The sequence below is a fragment of the Desulfoluna spongiiphila genome, assembly GCF_900101345.1.
In the GTDB taxonomy this organism is placed as follows: Bacteria; Desulfobacterota; Desulfobacteria; order Desulfobacterales; family Desulfolunaceae; genus Desulfoluna; species Desulfoluna spongiiphila.
In genome coordinates this window covers 461843-479080 of the sequence record NZ_FMUX01000002.1, presented here as the reverse complement: position 1 = coordinate 479080, position 17238 = coordinate 461843, and the positions used below count along the sequence as shown (strand labels likewise).

19 protein-coding genes are annotated in these 17238 nt (G+C 58.6%); 10 read left to right on the top strand and 9 right to left on the bottom strand.

Annotated features, from left to right (window positions below):
* Positions 1-57: 57 nt before the first annotated feature.
* Positions 58-1050, top strand: a complete 993-nt coding sequence (locus BLQ12_RS05050; RefSeq protein ID WP_092208891.1) for a sensor domain-containing diguanylate cyclase — start codon at positions 58-60, stop codon at positions 1048-1050.
* A gap of 242 nt (positions 1051-1292) precedes the next feature.
* On the opposite strand, the gene BLQ12_RS05045 is transcribed toward BLQ12_RS05050, so the two are convergent.
* Positions 1293-2090 (bottom strand): methyltransferase domain-containing protein, encoded by a 798-nt coding sequence (locus tag BLQ12_RS05045; RefSeq protein WP_092208889.1) that lies wholly within the window; start codon positions 2088-2090, stop codon positions 1293-1295.
* A 674-nt stretch (positions 2091-2764) separates the two neighbouring features.
* On the opposite strand from BLQ12_RS05045, the gene BLQ12_RS05040 reads away from it, so the two are divergent.
* Positions 2765-3163 carry a (deoxy)nucleoside triphosphate pyrophosphohydrolase gene (locus tag BLQ12_RS05040; RefSeq protein ID WP_092208887.1) on the top strand — a complete coding sequence of 133 codons (399 nt, stop codon included), beginning with the start codon at positions 2765-2767 and terminating at the stop codon, positions 3161-3163.
* The gene (locus tag BLQ12_RS27315) at positions 3160-3774 is read left to right on the top strand and encodes a hypothetical protein (RefSeq protein WP_092208885.1); all 615 of its coding nucleotides are present in this window, start codon (positions 3160-3162) and stop codon (positions 3772-3774) included. Before BLQ12_RS05040 ends, BLQ12_RS27315 begins: the two co-directional genes overlap by 4 nt.
* A 95-nt stretch (positions 3775-3869) precedes the next feature.
* Here the strand turns inward: BLQ12_RS27315 and BLQ12_RS05030 are convergent, their stop codons facing one another.
* Complete coding sequence (locus BLQ12_RS05030) at positions 3870-4349, bottom strand: hypothetical protein (protein ID WP_139163851.1); 480 nt, start codon at positions 4347-4349, stop codon at positions 3870-3872.
* A 720-nt stretch (positions 4350-5069) separates the two neighbouring features.
* Here BLQ12_RS05030 and BLQ12_RS05025 point away from each other — a divergent pair.
* Positions 5070-5819: an enoyl-CoA hydratase/isomerase family protein gene (locus BLQ12_RS05025; protein ID WP_092208881.1), complete on the top strand. Its 750-nt coding sequence runs from the start codon at positions 5070-5072 to the stop codon at positions 5817-5819.
* An 18-nt stretch (positions 5820-5837) separates the two neighbouring features.
* Entirely contained in the window at positions 5838-6554 is a 717-nt protein-coding gene (locus tag BLQ12_RS05020) for an enoyl-CoA hydratase-related protein (protein ID WP_092208879.1), read from the top strand.
* Between the two features lie 111 nt (positions 6555-6665).
* Here the strand turns inward: BLQ12_RS05020 and BLQ12_RS05015 are convergent, their stop codons facing one another.
* Positions 6666-6965, bottom strand: coding sequence for a DUF2845 domain-containing protein (locus BLQ12_RS05015; protein ID WP_092208877.1), 300 nt, complete (start codon positions 6963-6965; stop codon positions 6666-6668).
* A gap of 433 nt (positions 6966-7398) precedes the next feature.
* Here BLQ12_RS05015 and BLQ12_RS05010 point away from each other — a divergent pair, with 433 nt between their 5' ends.
* The 3 genes from BLQ12_RS05010 (at position 7399) to BLQ12_RS05000 (ending at position 9333) form a co-directional block, all read left to right on the top strand.
* Positions 7399-8070, top strand: coding sequence for an HAD family hydrolase (locus tag BLQ12_RS05010; protein ID WP_175469510.1), 672 nt, complete (start codon positions 7399-7401; stop codon positions 8068-8070).
* 135 nt (positions 8071-8205) lie between these two features.
* Positions 8206-8487, top strand: coding sequence for a peptidylprolyl isomerase (locus tag BLQ12_RS05005; protein WP_092208873.1), 282 nt, complete (start codon positions 8206-8208; stop codon positions 8485-8487).
* Positions 8488-8670: 183 nt separating this feature from the next.
* The gene (locus BLQ12_RS05000) at positions 8671-9333 is read left to right on the top strand and encodes an Rnf-Nqr domain containing protein (protein ID WP_092208871.1); all 663 of its coding nucleotides are present in this window, start codon (positions 8671-8673) and stop codon (positions 9331-9333) included.
* Between the two features lie 128 nt (positions 9334-9461).
* On the opposite strand, the gene BLQ12_RS04995 is transcribed toward BLQ12_RS05000, so the two are convergent.
* Positions 9462-10346, bottom strand: coding sequence for an MBL fold metallo-hydrolase (locus tag BLQ12_RS04995; protein ID WP_092208869.1), 885 nt, complete (start codon positions 10344-10346; stop codon positions 9462-9464).
* Positions 10347-10369: 23 nt separating this feature from the next.
* Positions 10370-10993 carry a TetR/AcrR family transcriptional regulator gene (locus tag BLQ12_RS04990; RefSeq protein ID WP_092208867.1) on the bottom strand — a complete coding sequence of 208 codons (624 nt, stop codon included), beginning with the start codon at positions 10991-10993 and terminating at the stop codon, positions 10370-10372.
* A 244-nt stretch (positions 10994-11237) separates the two neighbouring features.
* Between BLQ12_RS04990 and BLQ12_RS04985 the strand changes: the two genes are divergently transcribed.
* On the top strand, positions 11238-11585 hold the full coding sequence (locus tag BLQ12_RS04985) for a hypothetical protein (RefSeq protein WP_092208865.1): 348 nt from the start codon (positions 11238-11240) through the stop codon (positions 11583-11585).
* A gap of 253 nt (positions 11586-11838) precedes the next feature.
* On the opposite strand, the gene BLQ12_RS04980 is transcribed toward BLQ12_RS04985, so the two are convergent.
* Positions 11839-13401: a glycerol-3-phosphate dehydrogenase/oxidase gene (locus tag BLQ12_RS04980; protein ID WP_092208863.1), complete on the bottom strand. Its 1563-nt coding sequence runs from the start codon at positions 13399-13401 to the stop codon at positions 11839-11841.
* Between the two features lie 370 nt (positions 13402-13771).
* Between BLQ12_RS04980 and BLQ12_RS04975 the strand changes: the two genes are divergently transcribed.
* Entirely contained in the window at positions 13772-14680 is a 909-nt protein-coding gene (locus BLQ12_RS04975; RefSeq protein ID WP_092208861.1) for a hypothetical protein, read from the top strand.
* An 11-nt stretch (positions 14681-14691) separates the two neighbouring features.
* On the opposite strand, the gene BLQ12_RS04970 is transcribed toward BLQ12_RS04975, so the two are convergent.
* From BLQ12_RS04970 to BLQ12_RS04960, 3 genes are all read right to left on the bottom strand, one after another.
* The gene (locus BLQ12_RS04970; RefSeq protein ID WP_092208859.1) at positions 14692-15282 is read right to left on the bottom strand and encodes a PqiC family protein; all 591 of its coding nucleotides are present in this window, start codon (positions 15280-15282) and stop codon (positions 14692-14694) included.
* Positions 15283-15403: 121 nt separating this feature from the next.
* Positions 15404-16402 (bottom strand): MlaD family protein, encoded by a 999-nt coding sequence (locus tag BLQ12_RS04965; protein WP_092208857.1) that lies wholly within the window; start codon positions 16400-16402, stop codon positions 15404-15406.
* A 65-nt stretch (positions 16403-16467) separates the two neighbouring features.
* Positions 16468-17238, bottom strand: coding sequence for an ABC transporter ATP-binding protein (locus BLQ12_RS04960; RefSeq protein WP_092208855.1), 771 nt, complete (start codon positions 17236-17238; stop codon positions 16468-16470).

The following is a 17238-nucleotide window of genomic DNA, read 5'->3' as shown; positions in this document are numbered from 1 at the left end:
GTAAGTCCTTCGTGCATCGGCCATTTGAACATCCACACGTCACCTGGAGATTTAGATATGCCCAAGACCCCGTTTGACCAGCCCTCCTTTCATCAACACATGCCCCCGGAACTCCCCCTGGACAAGTGGCAGCGCCTCGTGAATCTCATCGCCGTCATTTACAAATCGCCCGGTGCATGGTTGATGCAGGCCAATAGAACAGGCATCGAAACCCTGGTGGTGGACAACGGCCCCCGCAATCCCTTTAAACCCGGAGACGCCGTGGCGCAGGATGTCAACATCTATTGCCGCCATGTCATCACCGGAAACAAACCCCTTTACGTCCGCAACGCAGACCTTGAAGATTGCTGGGAGGACAACCCGGAATACAAGGATCACGGGTTCAAATCCTACCTGGGGGTTCCCATCCAATGGCCCGACGGCACGGTCTTCGGGACCCTCTGCACCATGGATACCGTGGAAACAGACTACCCGGGCGAATATGTCGAGCTCATGCATCAGCTCAAGTATGCCATCGACGGCGACCTCAGCCAGCTCGTCACCGCACGCAAATTAAAGGAACTGAGCCTTAAAGATGAGCTGACCCAGCTCAACAACCGACGCGGCTTCATGGACCTGGCCCGCAAAATGATCCAACTGGCGCGCCGCAACGATTTTTCCATCTCCATGACCTTTTTTGACCTCAACGGCCTGAAAGAGATCAACGACACCTCCGGCCACCAGACGGGTGACCGCCTGATCCAGGCCTTTGCCCGGGCTCTCATTGAGGCCACCCGCATCGAAGACTGCGCCGCGCGCATGGGGGGCGATGAGTTCGTGCTCCTCGCCCTTCAAAAAACCCTGCCGGAGACCGACATGCTGGTCAACCGAGTACGGCAAACCTTTGAAGCCATCCTTGCAGACGACCCGCAGATCACGAACCCCTCCTTCTGCTTCGGGACCCGGACCTGTGGCCCCTCGGAGCCCTACACCATCGACTCCCTGCTTCTGGAGTCCGACGCCCTCATGTATGAAGACAAGAAACGGTTTAAAGAAGGGAATGGGGAATAGGGAATAGGGAATAGGGAATAGGGAATAGGGAATAGGGAATTTTAGTCGAAAACCAGGTGTGTGCCAGAAAAACCGACCCGATGGGCCGGTTTTTTTATTCAGAGGATAAACCCCCATCTTTGATGGGGGGCTCCCCTCTGAATTACATTTTGCATTTTTGAAATGCCTAAACATGCCCCAGTAACCAACTGTAATAAAATTGCATTATTTTGATTTGATCGTTTCTTCATGAAATATCCGGGTTAGTCCTCTCCCTTCCGGCAAAGCAGGTGCACATAGCGCCCCATGGAGGCAAAGGGCTCTTTGCGGCAGTGGGCCCGTTCCACTTCCAGGGTGTCTTCGTAGCTCCGGTCGTTCAGCACGTCTTTTCGCATGTATTCCGTGAAGACCCGCACCCCGGTTTTCCGGGTGACGGTCAGGCCCATATCGGCCACCCACGCCTCCACCTCTGCAGGGTCCAGGGGGTGAAGGGGGGTAAAGCTCCGGGAAAACCCGCCGAACTCCCCGGACATCACCTTGCGAAAATTGCCGAGGATGGCGTTGCGATGGATAAGGCAGTTGACGTTATAAAACATCAGGGAAAGGGAGCCCCCCGGCGCCAGTGACCCCACCAGGGCTTCAAGGGAGGCTTTGGGCTCCACCAACCATTCCAGAACGGCATGAAAAAGGATCACATCAAAGGCGCCCTCCTTTCCCGTGATGAATCCCTGGAACGGCCCGTGGTAAAAGGCGCATCGCTCCGTCACCCCTGCTTCCGAAGCCATGGAACCCGCAAGCTCCAGCATCCGCTCCGACAAATCGCAGAAATGAACCCGGTGGCCCTTTCCGGCCAGCTCGCAGCCCATCTGGGCCATGCCGCAACCCGCATCCAGAATCTCCATGGGCCGGTCTCCGCCGTACAGACCGGGCAGGTTCTCCTGCAGATCTTCGGTGAGCAGGGCCAGGCGAATGCGCCCCTTGGTGGTGCCGTAGATACTCTTTGCAAAGCGATCGGCCAGATCGTCAAAATTCCGGTCTTCTCTGGGATGGCTGTCGTCCATGGGTCCTGTCCTGTGGCGTTTAAGGTGTGGTTATCGTGTGCTCTGTTCCAGATACACCCATTGCCCCCCAAAGTCGAGGCAACCCCGCCAAAAAATATACACGGTCCAGAAGCGATGCCTTCTATGGTTAAAGTCGGATGAATGACAGAGGCAAGAGGGCTCAGGAAAAACAAAAGCAATGCCTCCGGCGGCGAGGTGTACCACCTCGAAAGCAGATTGCGAGTGCGCTTTGCCCCTCGTTCCTCGGGTCAAAACACATCCGCCTTTCAAACAAACGTCGGCCGTGATCACCGTTTAAGCCATTGGCGTATTTACATCCCCCCCCCGAACACCCTTGTCCCCTGGAGCGCCGCACTCCTCTGCGGCACGGGCAACGACGGACTAAAAAGCCCCACAGGAATGCGGCGTTCCGTTTCGGTGGATCTTTCTCGTTTTTTTGACGGTCTCGGCCTAAACGATGACCAAGACCCAAACGTCATTTAAAACAAACCATTAAGACCTGTTTGTTGGACCCTTTTGTATAAGATCAGACAAAAGGTTACCCCCGCTGGGCCGCCAAAGGCAAAAAAACAAATGCATTAACCCTGCCCCTGAAACGTCAAGGACTTGCGCCCCACAGGTTGAGCTGGTAGGGTACATTTCTTTTTTTTACTTGAACTGGCAAGGAACATCCCATGCTCACCGTCGCTGCGGCCCTTATCCGCAAAGAAGATAAAATCCTTGTGGCACGTCACCGGCCGGGAACCCGCCATGCCGGACGCTGGGAGTTTCCCGGTGGAAAGGTAGAGGCAGGGGAAACGCCCGAGGAGGCCATCGTCCGTGAAATCCAAGAAGAGCTGGGCATCCTGACCACGGTCTCTGCTTTCTTTGGGGAGAGCATCGCCCACACCGAAACCTCCGACATCCGGCTGCTGGTCTTTGAGCTGGCCTGGGACTCCGGGGACCTTGCCCCCACAGACCACGACCGCATCGACTGGGTACGCCCCGAAGACCTTCTCAGCTACGACCTCCTTGAGCCCGATCAGCCCATCGCCCGTCAATACATGGACCGTGAGGAGCCCCAAGCCAGTTGAAAGCATGCCGCCGTATCCCGTATCGCCTGTTCTGCGCAAGCCGAAACACCCTGCTGTGTGAGATCGCCTTCTCCTTTTCCGAGCCCTCTGCCCACCACGGGCGCGTCACCATCACCCTCACCTACCCGGAGCCATCGGCAGGCGGTGCCGTCAGGCGTCATGCCCAATCCCAGAGCTGGTTTACAAACAGCCGCCAGGAGCTGCTCATGTGTGTCGGGCGGTTTTCCCTTCCGGATTCCTTGAAGCGACGCGGCATCGGCTCCTGGATCTGGTCGAGGCTCCATGGGCACCTCCCCGCCGAGGTACAGGACCGGTTGATCCTGACGGGGTCCCTTTCGTCCACTGATGCCGTTGTCCCCCGTACCGATACCGAAGGCCGGCCCATGATGGGCAGCCAGGGGCCCCTGATGATGAACCAGGTGGCCCTGCGCAACCGATTCTGGAGCCGGATGCTTCGGCCCGTAGAAGACAACAGGCCGGTCCTCTGGTGCGACGCCGAGGGCAACGGTGCCTTTCGCGGTCAATTCAGGGATCCCCATCACAAGCGGGCCTGCCGCCGCATCCTGGCCGAGCCCCTTCCTTCAGACCAACGGTGCCGTCAATCCGCATAAAAAAAGGGTGCATGATTTCATGCACCCTTTTTCCTGCTTCGTTCTAGACCACCACTATTTCAAAATCTTAATGGTAGGCAAAGACGCTCCTGACCTCACTTGTCCGAAACATGATTCCTGTTGAACTCGGTCTCCACCATCACACCGAACTTGTACGCTTCGTAGCCTTCGTTATGGGGAAGCACGGCGTACCCGCCGACCCAGGGGCTCTCCTCGGCCAGCTCTTCGAGGCGGGTGTAGGTGCGCTCTGCCTCAAGGGTTCCGTCGTGGGTATCCGCCACGTAGTTTTTCGGGATGTGGACCCTGCGAACGGTCACACGCAAATCCCCGCTCGCCATCTCCTTGGCCCTCACCTCCACCACGCGGCCCTCGCCGTTGGTAAAATAACTGGTCCCCCCAAGCCCCTGCTCAATGGCCTCGGTGCCCAGGGCATACAGGTCGCTGCCGGGAGCAGCGATCCGACCGTGCGTAAAATCAAACAGCCCTGCCGCGGCCGGTCCGGCCGCCAGGGTAACAGCCAGAATCACCATGGCTGCGGGCAGAAAACGCACCACACATCGTTTCATACTATTCATGATTGTTGCCTCCGCTTGACTCACCTGTGCCGGCGTTCTGCCGGCGGGATCATTGAACGACCCATGCAGCCTGCCACGGGTCGATGGGATTGCCGACCTCGGATTGAGAAGGAAGACAGCGCAGCCCACACCATGACGAATGAACACTGTTTCAAGAACAGCTCAATCGGGGAAAGCCTGAATGTTATGAACACCGGGGGAATAAGATACGGAAGTGTGTGAAAATGAGAGTGACGTGTCAACAGGGCATCATCGAAGGGACTCCCTGATTGATTTCTCACTAAATATACCATAGGCCCAAGGGGTGATCAAGGCGATTGAAATCAATCAGTTAATAAAAAAGTCATCCACCTCGTGCATCGCGAAAAACAAGCCGTGCCACGGCTTTCGCGCCCCATGGTCCCGCCGGGCATCCGTCATGGGGGCGACGCTTTTTTGCCGTAATCGCCACAATTTATTTGACGAAGACCAAGCAATCCCATTAGCATTCCGGTGAGATGGAACGGTACGAAACTAAAACGTACGAGCGCGATGCCTCCGGCGACAAGGTGAACCACCTTGAAAACGGGATGACGTGTGCCTTTGTTTTTTACCTGACCCCCGACTCACCGCGCATTGGAAACTCGCGGCTTCGTGCCGTGTGGCCCCCTGTCAGCGCGCACACATGTCTCATCACTTTAAACACACCCCACCCAAGGACCGACGGATACGGAGACCGCCATGGAACGACTTACGTTTAGCTGCGAAGGACGCATCGGCCGACTCACCCTCAACCGACCGGACAAATACAACGCCTTTGACGAAACGATGGTAGACGAGCTGGAAACCCTTTTTGCCAGCCTCATGTACAATGAGGAGGTGGGGGTTCTCATCCTTGACGGAGGCCGGGCCAAGGGCTTCTGCGCAGGCCTCGACATGCAGGGTTACGGGCCGGACATCTTTGCCATGCGCCCGGTGGACGCCTACAACGCCCAGGCTCGCATGAGCCGCCTGATGCTCGCCATGCGCCGCATTCCCCAGCCGGTAATCTGCTGTGTCCACGGCGCCGCCGCCGGCATCGGGTTCTCCCTGGTCATGGCCTCAGACATCCGGATCCTTGCGGACAATGCCCGCTTCTCCGCCGCCTACATCAACATCGGCCTGGGCGGTGCCGACATGGCCTCCAGCTACTTCCTCCCCCGCCTCATCGGTTCCGGACGGGCCAACGAGTACCTCCTCACCGGCAACTGGATGAGCGCTGAAGAGGCCATGGCCTTAGGGTTTGCCAGTCGCCTGGTCCCCAAAGAGGCCATGCTCCCTGCGGCCACGGAGCTGGCCACCATCATGCTCTCCAAAAACCCCCTGGGAATCCGCATGACCAAGGAGGCCATCAACGCCAACATCGATGCCGGGGGCCTGGAAACCTGCCTCCAGATGGAAGACCGAAACCAGATGCTCATGGCCTTTGCCATGCACAACCCGAACCAATAGCAACAGGAGACCCGCACCATGACATCGGTTGTTTTGTATGAAAAAAAGGGGGCCGTGGGCCTCATCACCCTCAACCGTCCCGAGCGCAAAAACGCCATCACCCAGCAGCTGCTCACGGAATTGTTTGACTGTGTGGAAGAGGCCGACGCCGACGGCGAGGTGGGAGCCCTGGTTCTTTGCGGGCAGGGAAACAGCTTCTGCTCGGGCATCGACCTGGACTGCCTGGCCACAGACAATCTGGTCAATCCCCGGGGGGACGGCAGGGACATGGTGGATGTGTTCCAGAAATGCGCCACCCCGATCATCGGGGCGGTGAGCGGATACGCCATCACAGGGGGATTTGAGCTGGCACTGAACTGCGATTTTCTCATCGCCGACGATTCCGCCTGCTTCATGGATACCCACGCCAAAATCGGCATCCACCCGGGATGGGGCATGACCCAGCTCCTTCAGCAGGCCGTGGGCCGGAGGCGGGCCCTTCAGATCTCCCTGACCTGCGAGAAGATCCCCGCCGACAAGGCATTTTGCTGGGGCCTCGTCAACGAAGTGGTGAGCCGGGAGGCCCTGCTCCCCCGGGCCCTGGAGCTGGCAAGCCTTATCGCCTCGGTGAACCGGGAGATGATGCACACCGTCAAGTCCTACATCGAGGTGCAGAGCGGGGCCCATGTGGACGAGGGGCTCGCCCGGGAAAAAGCCGCCTTCAAAACCTTTGCAGCCAAGGCGCTCATGTGTTGACAGGCTGCGCCCAGGACATAAAAAACCCGTGAACCATTGGGTTCACGGGCAGTATCGCTTCGATCGTTCAACCTCGGCCATAACAACTCCGGGTGGCCGCTAAACCATGGATCAGGGTCTGTACGATTCGATCTTCTCCAGCTTTCCGGCTTTGAAATAGAGGATGTACATGTACCCGCTGATGGGGCCGTAAACCCACCGTTCGATGTTCAGCTCCATATTCCCGGTGGTCTTGCCGACGATCTCCCTGCTTGACGGCTCGCCGCAGTTTTTCAGGATATCGATATCAAGCATCCCCTGCTTGACAATGGTCGACCCGCACCGGAATGAGGTGGCGGCAACGGCTGGAACTGCCGACGCCAGCAAAAAAACAGCAACGATGGCAAAAGCCAGACTTTTTACTCGTATCATGTTTGCTCCTTTAACTGATTTATGGGATAGCGCTCCAAAACCACCGGTGTCTTCGAGGGCTTCCCCATACGAAGGCACAACTCAAAAAAAGCCATAACTTTCCTACCTGAAACTCAGATAGTCAAATCAACCGGCACACATCAGAATAACGCGAGAAAAAGCAGACACTAAAAACCGAAAGCAAAAAAAGGTGGTTCGGAAGGGACCTAAGGCTTATCCAATCACTCATCATGATACCAGCACCGCAAAAGCACTGTCAACACTTCCATTTACGAACGGATGCGCAGGCAATGCCCCCGTTGATATCAAGCTCCCGGTCATGCCGCTGCAAGGCGAAAGAAAGCGTGAGCTGTTGAGGGACTTTTTCTGGTATGGTGGGCGGGGTGGAGCAATCCCCCTGCAACTCTCTACCTCAAAGGAGGCACATCGCACCATGCCCGAACTCAACGCCGTGTTTTTTGATGTGGACGGGGTCCTCCTGGACTCTCTTCCCCCCCACCTTGCCATCTGCACAGAGCTGAACACCCGGTATAACCTGGGGCTGACCATTCCCACGGTGGAAGGGTTCAAGGAAATCGCCGGAAGCGGGGTCCCCATCAGCCCCATGACGGCCTTTTTTCGCGCCGTGGGGTTTCCCAAATCAGCGGCCGAAAAGGGAGACCAAGAGTACCGGAACAGGTTTGCGACGAGCTACGACGTCCCCTTATTTGACGGGGTTGCAGAGATGCTGCGACGGCTCTCGGACGCAGGCCTTCCCCTGGGCATTGTCACGGCAAACACCCTGGAAAACATAAAAACCCCTCTGGGGCCCTCCTTCGCCCTTTTTCACCCCGACTGCATCTTTACACGCGACACCACAGGGGGCCTTTCCAAAGCCGATGCCATCGTCCGCGGTGCACGCACCCTGGGCATCCATCCGTCCTCCCTTCTCTTCGTAGGGGACCAGCCGTCGGATCGCAGCGCCGCAGAACAAGCAGGGGCGCTCTTTCTGGGCGTCACCTACGGCTGGGGGCTCGCCCAAGGGACCACGGGCCACCCGTCGGCCGGATCCCCGGATGAGATCACGGCCTGGGTAACCCGCACCATGGGCACCGTCACCACATAATCCTCTGCACGCCGGCCCCGGCCATGGTATAGAGAAACGGTACGCCGGTGATCACCCGGGAGACATGATGCCCATGCTCCGCCGGGACACCGGCAATGACCTGAAACCACATCGTCATCGACAAAGGACAACACCATGGCCAGTGCAAAAGCCCGCCACATCCTTGTGGCAACTGAAAAAGAGTGCAACGACCTGAAGAAGAAAATAGAAAACGGCGGCGATTTTGCCAAACTCGCCAAAAAATTCTCCACCTGCCCCTCCGGTGAGCAGGGCGGTTTCCTGGGCGAATTCAAGCCCGGGGAGATGGTTCCCGAATTCGACAAGGTGGTCTTTTCCGCAGAACCCGGCGTGGTCAGCGGCCCCGTCAAAACCGACTTCGGCTACCACCTCGTGGAGGTCATCAGCCGCAAAGACTGATGGCTGAGGGCTCAGCCCATGCATCAGCCGCATTCCCGGCCCCCGGACACGCACCGGGGCCCGGGCGTCGGGGCGTACCCCCAAAATGCCCCGCTGCCACCCCCTGAATAATCTGCTCCTTCTGCCCAAACTGTGCTATGAACTTGTGATATATCAGATAGCACGTCCCCGAAGGGGTCGCCCGTGGGGGCCCGCTGTCTCAACCTGAGCCACAGGGAGCATCGCATGAACGTCATGGGGCATCTTTTCCGCCATTTTTTTTATGATTTGTGGATCGATCCGCCGGGGTGGGTGGTTTTCTTCAGTATCTTCTGGCTGGTGAGTGTCTTTTCCGTGAGTACCGGCGTGGTCCCGGCCCTCTTCCTGGGGGGCGGCACAACCCTGATTCTGCTTGCGGCCAACGCTTTTTTCTCCTGGGCGTCCGCCTCCTCGTATTTCCAAAAAGAGGCCCCGCCTTCCCTTCGGTACGTCCTTCCCGTGCTTCGGGGGATCCTCTACCTTCTCTGCGCCTCCATGCTCGTCCCCTTTCTGGAACTCTTCCTGCGGCTCCTGGCCCCCCAGGCCTATCCGTACCTCCAGGCCCTCTCCCCCTACATCCCCATAGGCTGCCTGATCCTCAGCCGGTTCGGCGGGTTCCCTCGCCATCACGCCGTAAAAACGTCCCTTGCGGACGGCGCCCTCACTGGCATGGGCTTCACCGTCTACCTCCTCTTCATCGGCCTGGTCACCCAGTTCCTTTCAGACCATGGCAAAAGCCCCTTTTACGGCGCTGTGCTGGGGGGGGGCCTCCTGGGGCTTATTGCCTATGCGGTGCGGGAAAACAAAAAAAAACGGGATGAGCCTTGAAATAGCTTAAAAAAATGCCTCCGGCGGCAAGGTGTGCCACCTTGAAAGCAAATTGCGAATGCGCTTTCCCCCTCGTTCCTCGGGGAAAATCACATTCGCCTTTCATACTCGGTCTGCCGAAGGCATCTCTACACCGCATGCCACAATCCCTCCTCGGAGACCTCCGCAAGCCCGGCCTTTTCCAAACGGAGAAGGTGCTTTTCAATCATGCTCTTTTCCCAGAAGACCACAAAACAGGTAGGGTGACGGGGGTAAATCAGCCTCCTGGCTGCAAGGGCATGGATATCGGCGGGCTGCTCGCCAATGGCGGCAAGGACCCTCTCTTCCCGCTGCAGGATACGCCCCCGGAACTCGGCCAGCACCTCTGCTGAGGAGCCGTTGAACACCTGTTTGCTGTGGGAAGAGACCAGGGCCTTTGGTTTCAAGGCCATGAGCCGGTCAATGGAGCCCATGAGCTCATCGATATCCGCGTCGGGGTCTGCGTAATTGGGCCCCACCGCCGTCAGGCAGATGTCACCGGCAAAGAGGATCTCCTCCTCGGGAAAAAACAGGGCGCAGTGGCCTGCGGTGTGACCGGGGGTGTGAAGGACCTCCATGCGGGTCCGCCCGCAGTCGATCACCTCACCGTCCGTCAGGGTGCCGTGGACCGGACGCTCTTGATACAGCAGGTCCGGTGCCACCGGAAACTCATCCATGTAATCCTGAAATCCCCCGCCCATGAGGCGATGCCACCCTCCGCTGGCCGCCACGAGGTCCACATCCCCCATGGCCGATCTCTCTTTTGAGTGCACACACACCCTGGCCCGGGGGAACAACCCGTTGCCCTTGACATGGTCAATGTGGCGATGGGTGTTGATGATCAGATCCACGCCGTCGGGGTCAATATCCGACAGCCCCTCTCCCCCGCCGGTTTCCACAAGAACCCGGCACTCTCCATCCACATACAGGCAGTTTGACCCGCCATATCCCGCATTCACGATCAGGGAGACATCGTCCCCCAATGAAACAACCATTCTTCACATACCCCATCTCCGCGTTACAGCGGCTTTGTTTCTATCCCCGACAAAATCAGTTTACAGGTCTTCTCAGCCATGTGCGACGGATCCATGGAGGCGGTGTTCATCATGTTCACATGCATGGTGAGCCCGGAGACCAGGCCCAGAATCCCCACAGATGTGGCCCGGGAGTCGGTGTCGCTGCGAAACTCGCCCCTGGCTTTTCCCTGGTCCACAACCGTTTCCAGGATGGTTCGAAGCTCCGTCATGGCCCGGTCCATGGACTCGGTCAGGCCCGCGTTTCCCCTGCCCCGCATGGCGATGCGCCAGAGGTCCAGCATGTTGACCGTATGGGGCGTCAGGGAGGCCACCGACCGGATGGCCTCTGTCACCACCGCCGACAGCTCTGCTGAAGCGCCCCGCCCTGCGGCCGAAAAAACGGCTCCTTCAAACAAGTCCCGCCACATGCGGAAACGCATTCCGGCGATGAACCCGAGGATCTCTTCCTTGGACGAAAAGTAGTCGTAAAAAGAGCCCTTGGAGATCCCTGCCGCCTCGGTGATGGCTCGGACCGGCGTGTTCTCGTACCCCTCAAGGAAAAAAAGATGGGCCGCCTGCTCCGCGATCTCTTCCCGCCTTGCCTCTTTGTCCACAATCTTCGGCATTCCAGCCCCCTTAGGTTATGACTGACCGACCGGTCATAAAAAAACAACGAGTGTATCCCACCCCGTGGAGGGAATCAACCCGATTGCCCTTTCCGTCCATGAAAACCCTGTTGCCAAATCCCTTCAGCGTATTATAGATTGGCGGTCACACGCACAACCGGTGATGCGAGCCAATAAACCAACGCCCACGTTGCGTGCCCGATTTCAGTTTACACAGCATCAAGACACCCCCCATGAGGTCCCCATGAGTCATCCGGCATCCAAGGCAACTTCGGTTGTCCTCCACTACCTGTCCTACCTTCCCCTGGCAGGGGTCACTCTCTCCGTCTTCGTCACCCTCAAAGCCCTGGTCCTTCAGATCATGCTCGTGGTGAACAAAGGGGGCTGGGCCTGGCTGAAAATGCACCAGGCCGCAGACCTGGGGTTCCTCCAGCTCATCCTGGACGACCGGCTCTCCGCCGTGAGGCGCCAGCTGATCCTGGGGGCGGCCAAACTCGCCAACACACCGGCCCTCATCGTCTTTCCCTGCATCGCCCTTGTGTGCTGGCTCATGGGCAAAGGCCTCCAGGCCCTGGCCAAGGGGATAAAGTAACCCGGCCAAAGAGGCCTCCGGCGGCCCTGCCGGGGGCTAAACTTTTAAAAAGTTTAACAAACAGGCCTTAAAAAGCAAATTCAGGCCAATCAAAATCAAAATCAAAAGCGAATATGATTTTCCCTGAGGAACGAAGGGGAAAGCGCATTCGCAACCTGCTTTCGAGGTGGCACACCTCACCGCCGGAGGCCTTCTTCCATGCACTTTAACCATAGAAGGCGGGCGAAGTGACTGAACGCCAGGAGTGCCAGGCCTATCCTTCCAGAATGTACCCCGTTGCCAACTCCGTAAAGGCCCGCACCTGGGCGTCGGCCCAGGCCTGGTCTTTGCCGAGTTCGTCGGCCATGAGCTGTGCCACCTCCGGGGCGGCGGCCATTGCGGCCCGGGCATCCAGAATCAGGGAGCGGGTCCGTCTGGCCAGGACATCCTCCACGGTGCGGGCCATTTCATTTCGGGTGGCCCAGACCACCTCGGCCTTTCGATAGGGCAGCTTCTCGTGGAGAAGGCCGGCCAGGTCCGGGTTCTCTTTTTCGATACGCTTGATGAGGCGGGCGTCGCTGCCGTAAAGTGGGTAAGGGGCGTTTCCTGCTTCGTCGGCGGACCAGCCGTGGAGGTTGAGGTACGCCGTTCGTGAGGGGCGTTCCGGAAGGCCGGCCACCTTCATGGCATGGTCCACCACGTCCTCGCCCATCTTCCGGTAGGTGGTCCACTTGCCCCCGGCGATGGTGACCAGCCCTGAATTGGAGATCTCCAGGTGGTGATCCCGGGAGAGGGCCGCGGTCTTTTTAGCGCTGGTTGAGCCGATGAGGGGACGAACGCCGGCAAACACGCTCAGGACATCCCGCCGCTCGGGATTTTTCGTGAGGTAGCGGGCGGCATGGGTAAGGAGAAACTCGATCTCCTCCTCCTTGGGACCGGGCTCCATGACCGGTTTTTCAATGGGGGTATCCGTGGTGCCCACAATGACCCGGTCGTGCCAGGGCACGGCAAAAAGGACGCGGCCGTCGTCGGTCTGGGGAACCATCACCGCGCTGTCCCCGGGCAGAAAAGATTTATCCAGGACAATGTGCACCCCCTGACTCGGGGCGATCATGGGCTCCCGGGAGGCATCATCGAGCAGGCAGAGCTCATCCACGAACATCCCCGTGGCGTTGACCACGCTGCGCCCCATGATCTCCAGGCTGTCACCGCTTTCTGCGTCCACGGCCCGAACCCCTGACACCAGCCCCTTGTTCTTGATAAGCCCTTCCACCCGCATGGCGTTTAAAAGACAGGCTCCGTGATCCTCTGCGGTTAAGGCCAGGGTGATGGCCAGCCGGGCGTCATCGAACTGGCCGTCGTAGTACATCACGCCGCCCTTCAAGTCTTCCGGCTCCAGGGTGGGGATGAGCTCAAGGGTCCGCTCGCGGCTCAAGTGCTTGGACGGCTTGATTCCGAGCTTTCCGGCCAGCATGTCGTAAAACTTCATGCCAATGCCGTAAAACGGGCCCTCCCACCAGCTGTAATTGGGCACAATAAAGGACTGGTGACGGGCCAGGTGCGGGGCATTGTGAAAAAGCAGCCCCCGCTCATGCAACGCCTCCAGGACCAGGGTAATGTTGCCCTGCTGGAGGTACCGGACACCGCCGTGGATAAGTTTGGTGCTTCGGCTGGAGGTGCCTTGAGAAAAATCCGCCTGCTCCAGGAGCAGGGTGGTGTATCCCCGGGAGGCAGCCTCCACGGCCACCCCAAGGCCGGTGGCCCCGCCGCCCACCACGATCATGTCCCATACGCGTCCACGCTCTGCTGCCTGAGAAAGCATCCCGGTTCTGTTCATGAGTCCTCCTTACCCGCTGCGTTACATCGGTTCAATCCAAAGATCCATGCCCGAAACCACCCCGTTTGTCCCGGCGATGCCGAGGCATGGCCCGCAAAACGGCCTGCCGCCGAAATTTAATTTGCACTGCGCCGTAAAGCCGTTATATTATGAATAAGTAGCGCCATTCACTCCATTTCTCATGCCCCATTCATTCCGCCCGGTCAACACCGGCCCGCACATTCTCACCCCATGCGTTTCCCGGCGCGTTGACATGCCCAAGACCATTCTATGTCGAAAAACAAGCCCCGTCAAAACTCTGGACCATACCGAAGGCGTATGGCCTGTTACCAGATGTTCAACCATGGATCATTCAATACAAGGAAAGACCATGAACAAAAAAAGCCAACACGAGGAGCTGACCCGCACACTTCTCGAAGAACTCAGAAGGGGTATCACCCCTGAAAAAGAGATGTCCCATTTTCTTGAGTCCACCTTTTCCATCACCATGCCCGAGGAGCTGCGCCTCGTTTTTGACAATGAGGAACACCCCGACCGGGACATGCTCTTTGAGCTGCTCTTCTTCCCCGACCGCCAGACCAAGCTGAAATTAGAACCCCTCTTCACCGAGTGCCGATGCACGTCCGAAGACGAAAAGGCCCTCCTTGATGCTGTCTGCGGGGAGACGGTCATCGTCGACATCACCCTGGAGGATGCCACCGAGCCCGTCAGCGTCACCCTGCCCAGGGAGTGCATGGAGCTGTTCGTCAAACGGCTCAACGTCAAGGCGAACCCGCCGCAAAGCGTGGTGGATGCCGCACGGGCCCATCTGGCCGGGGGACGGGACGATCTCTTCCTTGTGCTGCTTCGGGGTGAAAAGATGCGATGGACCGACGAAACCACGGGATTTCTCAACCGGCTCCTCAAGGGCCTGTCTAACCGCGGCGCCGACCTGGAGACCCACCTGGTGACCGCCATCATCACCATGAGCTCCTTTAACGGCGGCCACAGCCTGCAGGACCACTTCATGGCCATCCGCCAGGACATGGAAGCCGCAGCGGAAAAAGCCCATCAATTTGAAGAGGGATTAAAGACCCTGACCATGGAGACCATGATGATGCAGGGCATGATCGGGCCCTCCCACACGGAAAAAGAGATGCGCCACAAAATACGCGTCCTCGATACCCTGATCATGGAAGGCTTCGGGGTCGACCCCACCTTGCTGGAACCGGTGCGGGTGGACCTGGGGGACTTCTCCGGAGGCGACGGGGTAACAGGCATGTTCAAAGCCATGACCTGACCCCCACAGTGTTACTTCCCGTTCATCAGGGTTTCGGCAACATCCCTGCTGAACTCGGCAACCAACCGGCTCAGGGCTTTGGCCCGGGCCGGTTGGTCGGCCCCTTCCACATCGCCGGACAGGGAGGTATGACGCATAAAAAGCATCTCCTTCTCTCCGTTTTTCACCCCCCAGCGCACATCCAGCACAGCCTTTCCCGCCTCATCGGTATCAAATCGCACCACGTCCATAAAAACCTGCATGGAAACAGAGGCCTTCGGGGTATCAAAGGGGTAGAGAAACACCTTGTCCCCCCCGGTGAGGCGAGACAGATTTTCCGCCACGGTACGGGCAATGCCCTCATCCAACGGTTCTGCCCACCGTTGGTACTCGTTCACCGAAAGGGTGTGGTCGCTTTTGCGGGCCACCATCTGTGGGCGGTCCAGGTAGGACGGCAGGTCAACGGGTCCCACCACCACGTAGGTCGACGGATCCCAGCTTCCGGCCTCCGCGGATGCCGCCACGGGATGGAGCAGGTGATAGGTTACCGCGGTGGAAGAGGAGGTGCATCCGGCCATGAGCAGCAGTGCTCCCGCAACAATCAGGTTCACAATCTTCGGCATGTTTTTTCTCCAGTGGCATCAAAGCGGGACCGGATGCAATCACCGTGTTGCATCCCAAAAATCCCGCATCTCGTTGTTGTGGCGAATCCATGGCGGGTGAATCAAGGACAGGTCCCCGTCCCTACTTCCCCTTGTCCTTTCCGAACACCAGCGCTTCAGGGTGACGCTCCAGATAGTCGGCCAGGGCCCGCAGGGCGCGGGCTGCCTCGGACACGTCGCCGAGCATGCGGTTCAACCGGTAGGTAACGGCCGAGTCGGCACCCAGACCTGCGTCCAGGCTCTCAAGGGTCTTTTCCGCCGTCTCCACCATGGACTGTGACGAAACAGCCACCTCTTCCAGGACCTTCAGGGTTCGCTGGATCCCCTCGCCGGAGTTCACCGCCAGGGTCCTTGTCTCCACGGCCGCCCCTTCGATGGACGTGGTGATGGGGGCAATGGATTTTCGGGCCTCCTGCATGAGGCCCGTGAACTCACCCATGGCCTCGTTCAGGTTTCCGAAGGTATCGTTCTCTTCCACCGAAACGATCAGGCGATCGATGGCGTCCACCGTGGAGAGAAACCGGTCGGCGATGGCCTCCACGGGAATGTTTTCCACGGTCCGGGACAGCTCCGAGATGTCGGACAAAACCGTGGGCAGCTCATCAATGTCCTTGGATTTGCCCGTGAGGGTGTAGGCCTTGTCCGGGTGGAACCCGATGGCCACATAGAGCTTTCCCGTCAGCAGGCTGTCGATCTTGAGCTGTGCCCGAAGGCCTCGTTTCACCAGCTCTGTCCTGAAATCATCTTCATCCATGGACCCCAGGATCAGCTCGGTATCCGCCCCGTAGTCCATGAGCTTGATCCGGTCGCTGTCCACCTCGATATGGACCGGCGTACAAAAGGAGAGGTTCTTCATGTCAAACACCAGGTCGATGCCCGTCACATTGCCGACCTTCACCCCCATGAATCGCACGGGGGCTCCCACATCAAGTCCTTTCAGGGAATCTTCGAAATAGAGGACAAAACGGTCCTTGTCTTTAAAAAACTCTCCCGCCCCGAAGGTGACCACCATGGCCGAGGCCAGGAGGCAGCCCCCCACCACAAAGGCGCCGATGATGCTTAGTTTTGCTTTCTGTTTCATGCCCGCTCCAATTGGTTTGGTTCCCTTCTGCAGGGAAGGAACCCTTCCCCAACGTCACACCATGGCTACTGGTCGTCTGCACCACGCGTTAAAAATCGAATCACCCGGGCATCCTCGGACCGGTCGAGAAGCTCCCTGGGGTTGCCGGAGGCGATCATGGTTTTCGTCTCCGCGTCCAGAAAAACCGAATCGGTGCCGATGGCAAAGATACTGGCCAGCTCGTGGGTCACCACCACGATGGTTGCCCCCAGGGACTCCTTGAGTTCCAGGATCAGATCATCCAGGCGGCGGGCACTCACCGGGTCGAGGCCTGCCGAGGGTTCGTCAAAAAAGAGGACCTCGGGGTCAAGGGCCATGGCCCGGGCCAGCCCCGCCCGTTTCTTCATGCCGCCGCTGATCTCTGCCGGAAGGTGCTCTTCAAATCCGCCCAGCCCCACAAGGGAGAGCTTGAACATCACCAGCTCCCGGATCTCCGACGGGGTGTAGTCGCTGTACTGATACAGGGGAAGGGCCACGTTTTCAAACAGGGTCATGGAGCTGAAAAGCGCCCCGCTCTGGTAGAGGATCCCGATGCGCTGCATCAGGGCGCTCTGCTCCCGGGAGGGTACATCGTACAGGGAGGTCGGGCCATGGAACACCTTTCCCCGGGCGGGTTCCTTCAACCCCACAAGGTGGCGGAGCAAGGTGCTCTTTCCGCAGCCGCTGCCCCCCATGATGATAAAAATCTCCCCTTGGCCCACCTCAAAGGTGAGATTCCGTTGTATCACCCTCGGGCCGTAGGCCATGGTGAGGTCCGTCACTTTTAAGGGGGGCTCCCCGGTTCGTGTCCTGGTCAT

Coding starts and splice junctions, on each gene's coding strand:
- BLQ12_RS04965 (WP_092208857.1), bottom strand. CDS start 16,402: ATGAAACAGAAAGCAAAACTAAGCATCATCGGCGCCTTTGTGGTGGGG.
- BLQ12_RS05005 (WP_092208873.1), top strand. CDS start 8,206: ATGGCCAGTGCAAAAGCCCGCCACATCCTTGTGGCAACTGAAAAAGAG.
- BLQ12_RS04985 (WP_092208865.1), top strand. CDS start 11,238: ATGAGTCATCCGGCATCCAAGGCAACTTCGGTTGTCCTCCACTACCTG.
- BLQ12_RS05045 (WP_092208889.1), bottom strand. CDS start 2,090: ATGGACGACAGCCATCCCAGAGAAGACCGGAATTTTGACGATCTGGCC.
- BLQ12_RS05010 (WP_175469510.1), top strand. CDS start 7,399: ATGCCCGAACTCAACGCCGTGTTTTTTGATGTGGACGGGGTCCTCCTG.
- BLQ12_RS05020 (WP_092208879.1), top strand. CDS start 5,838: ATGACATCGGTTGTTTTGTATGAAAAAAAGGGGGCCGTGGGCCTCATC.
- BLQ12_RS04960 (WP_092208855.1), bottom strand. CDS start 17,238: ATGACCAGGACACGAACCGGGGAGCCCCCCTTAAAAGTGACGGACCTC.
- BLQ12_RS05030 (WP_139163851.1), bottom strand. CDS start 4,349: ATGAATAGTATGAAACGATGTGTGGTGCGTTTTCTGCCCGCAGCCATG.
- BLQ12_RS05050 (WP_092208891.1), top strand. CDS start 58: ATGCCCAAGACCCCGTTTGACCAGCCCTCCTTTCATCAACACATGCCC.
- BLQ12_RS05025 (WP_092208881.1), top strand. CDS start 5,070: ATGGAACGACTTACGTTTAGCTGCGAAGGACGCATCGGCCGACTCACC.
- BLQ12_RS05040 (WP_092208887.1), top strand. CDS start 2,765: ATGCTCACCGTCGCTGCGGCCCTTATCCGCAAAGAAGATAAAATCCTT.
- BLQ12_RS04970 (WP_092208859.1), bottom strand. CDS start 15,282: ATGCCGAAGATTGTGAACCTGATTGTTGCGGGAGCACTGCTGCTCATG.
- BLQ12_RS04975 (WP_092208861.1), top strand. CDS start 13,772: ATGAACAAAAAAAGCCAACACGAGGAGCTGACCCGCACACTTCTCGAA.
- BLQ12_RS05015 (WP_092208877.1), bottom strand. CDS start 6,965: ATGATACGAGTAAAAAGTCTGGCTTTTGCCATCGTTGCTGTTTTTTTG.
- BLQ12_RS04995 (WP_092208869.1), bottom strand. CDS start 10,346: ATGGTTGTTTCATTGGGGGACGATGTCTCCCTGATCGTGAATGCGGGA.
- BLQ12_RS04980 (WP_092208863.1), bottom strand. CDS start 13,401: ATGAACAGAACCGGGATGCTTTCTCAGGCAGCAGAGCGTGGACGCGTA.
- BLQ12_RS04990 (WP_092208867.1), bottom strand. CDS start 10,993: ATGCCGAAGATTGTGGACAAAGAGGCAAGGCGGGAAGAGATCGCGGAG.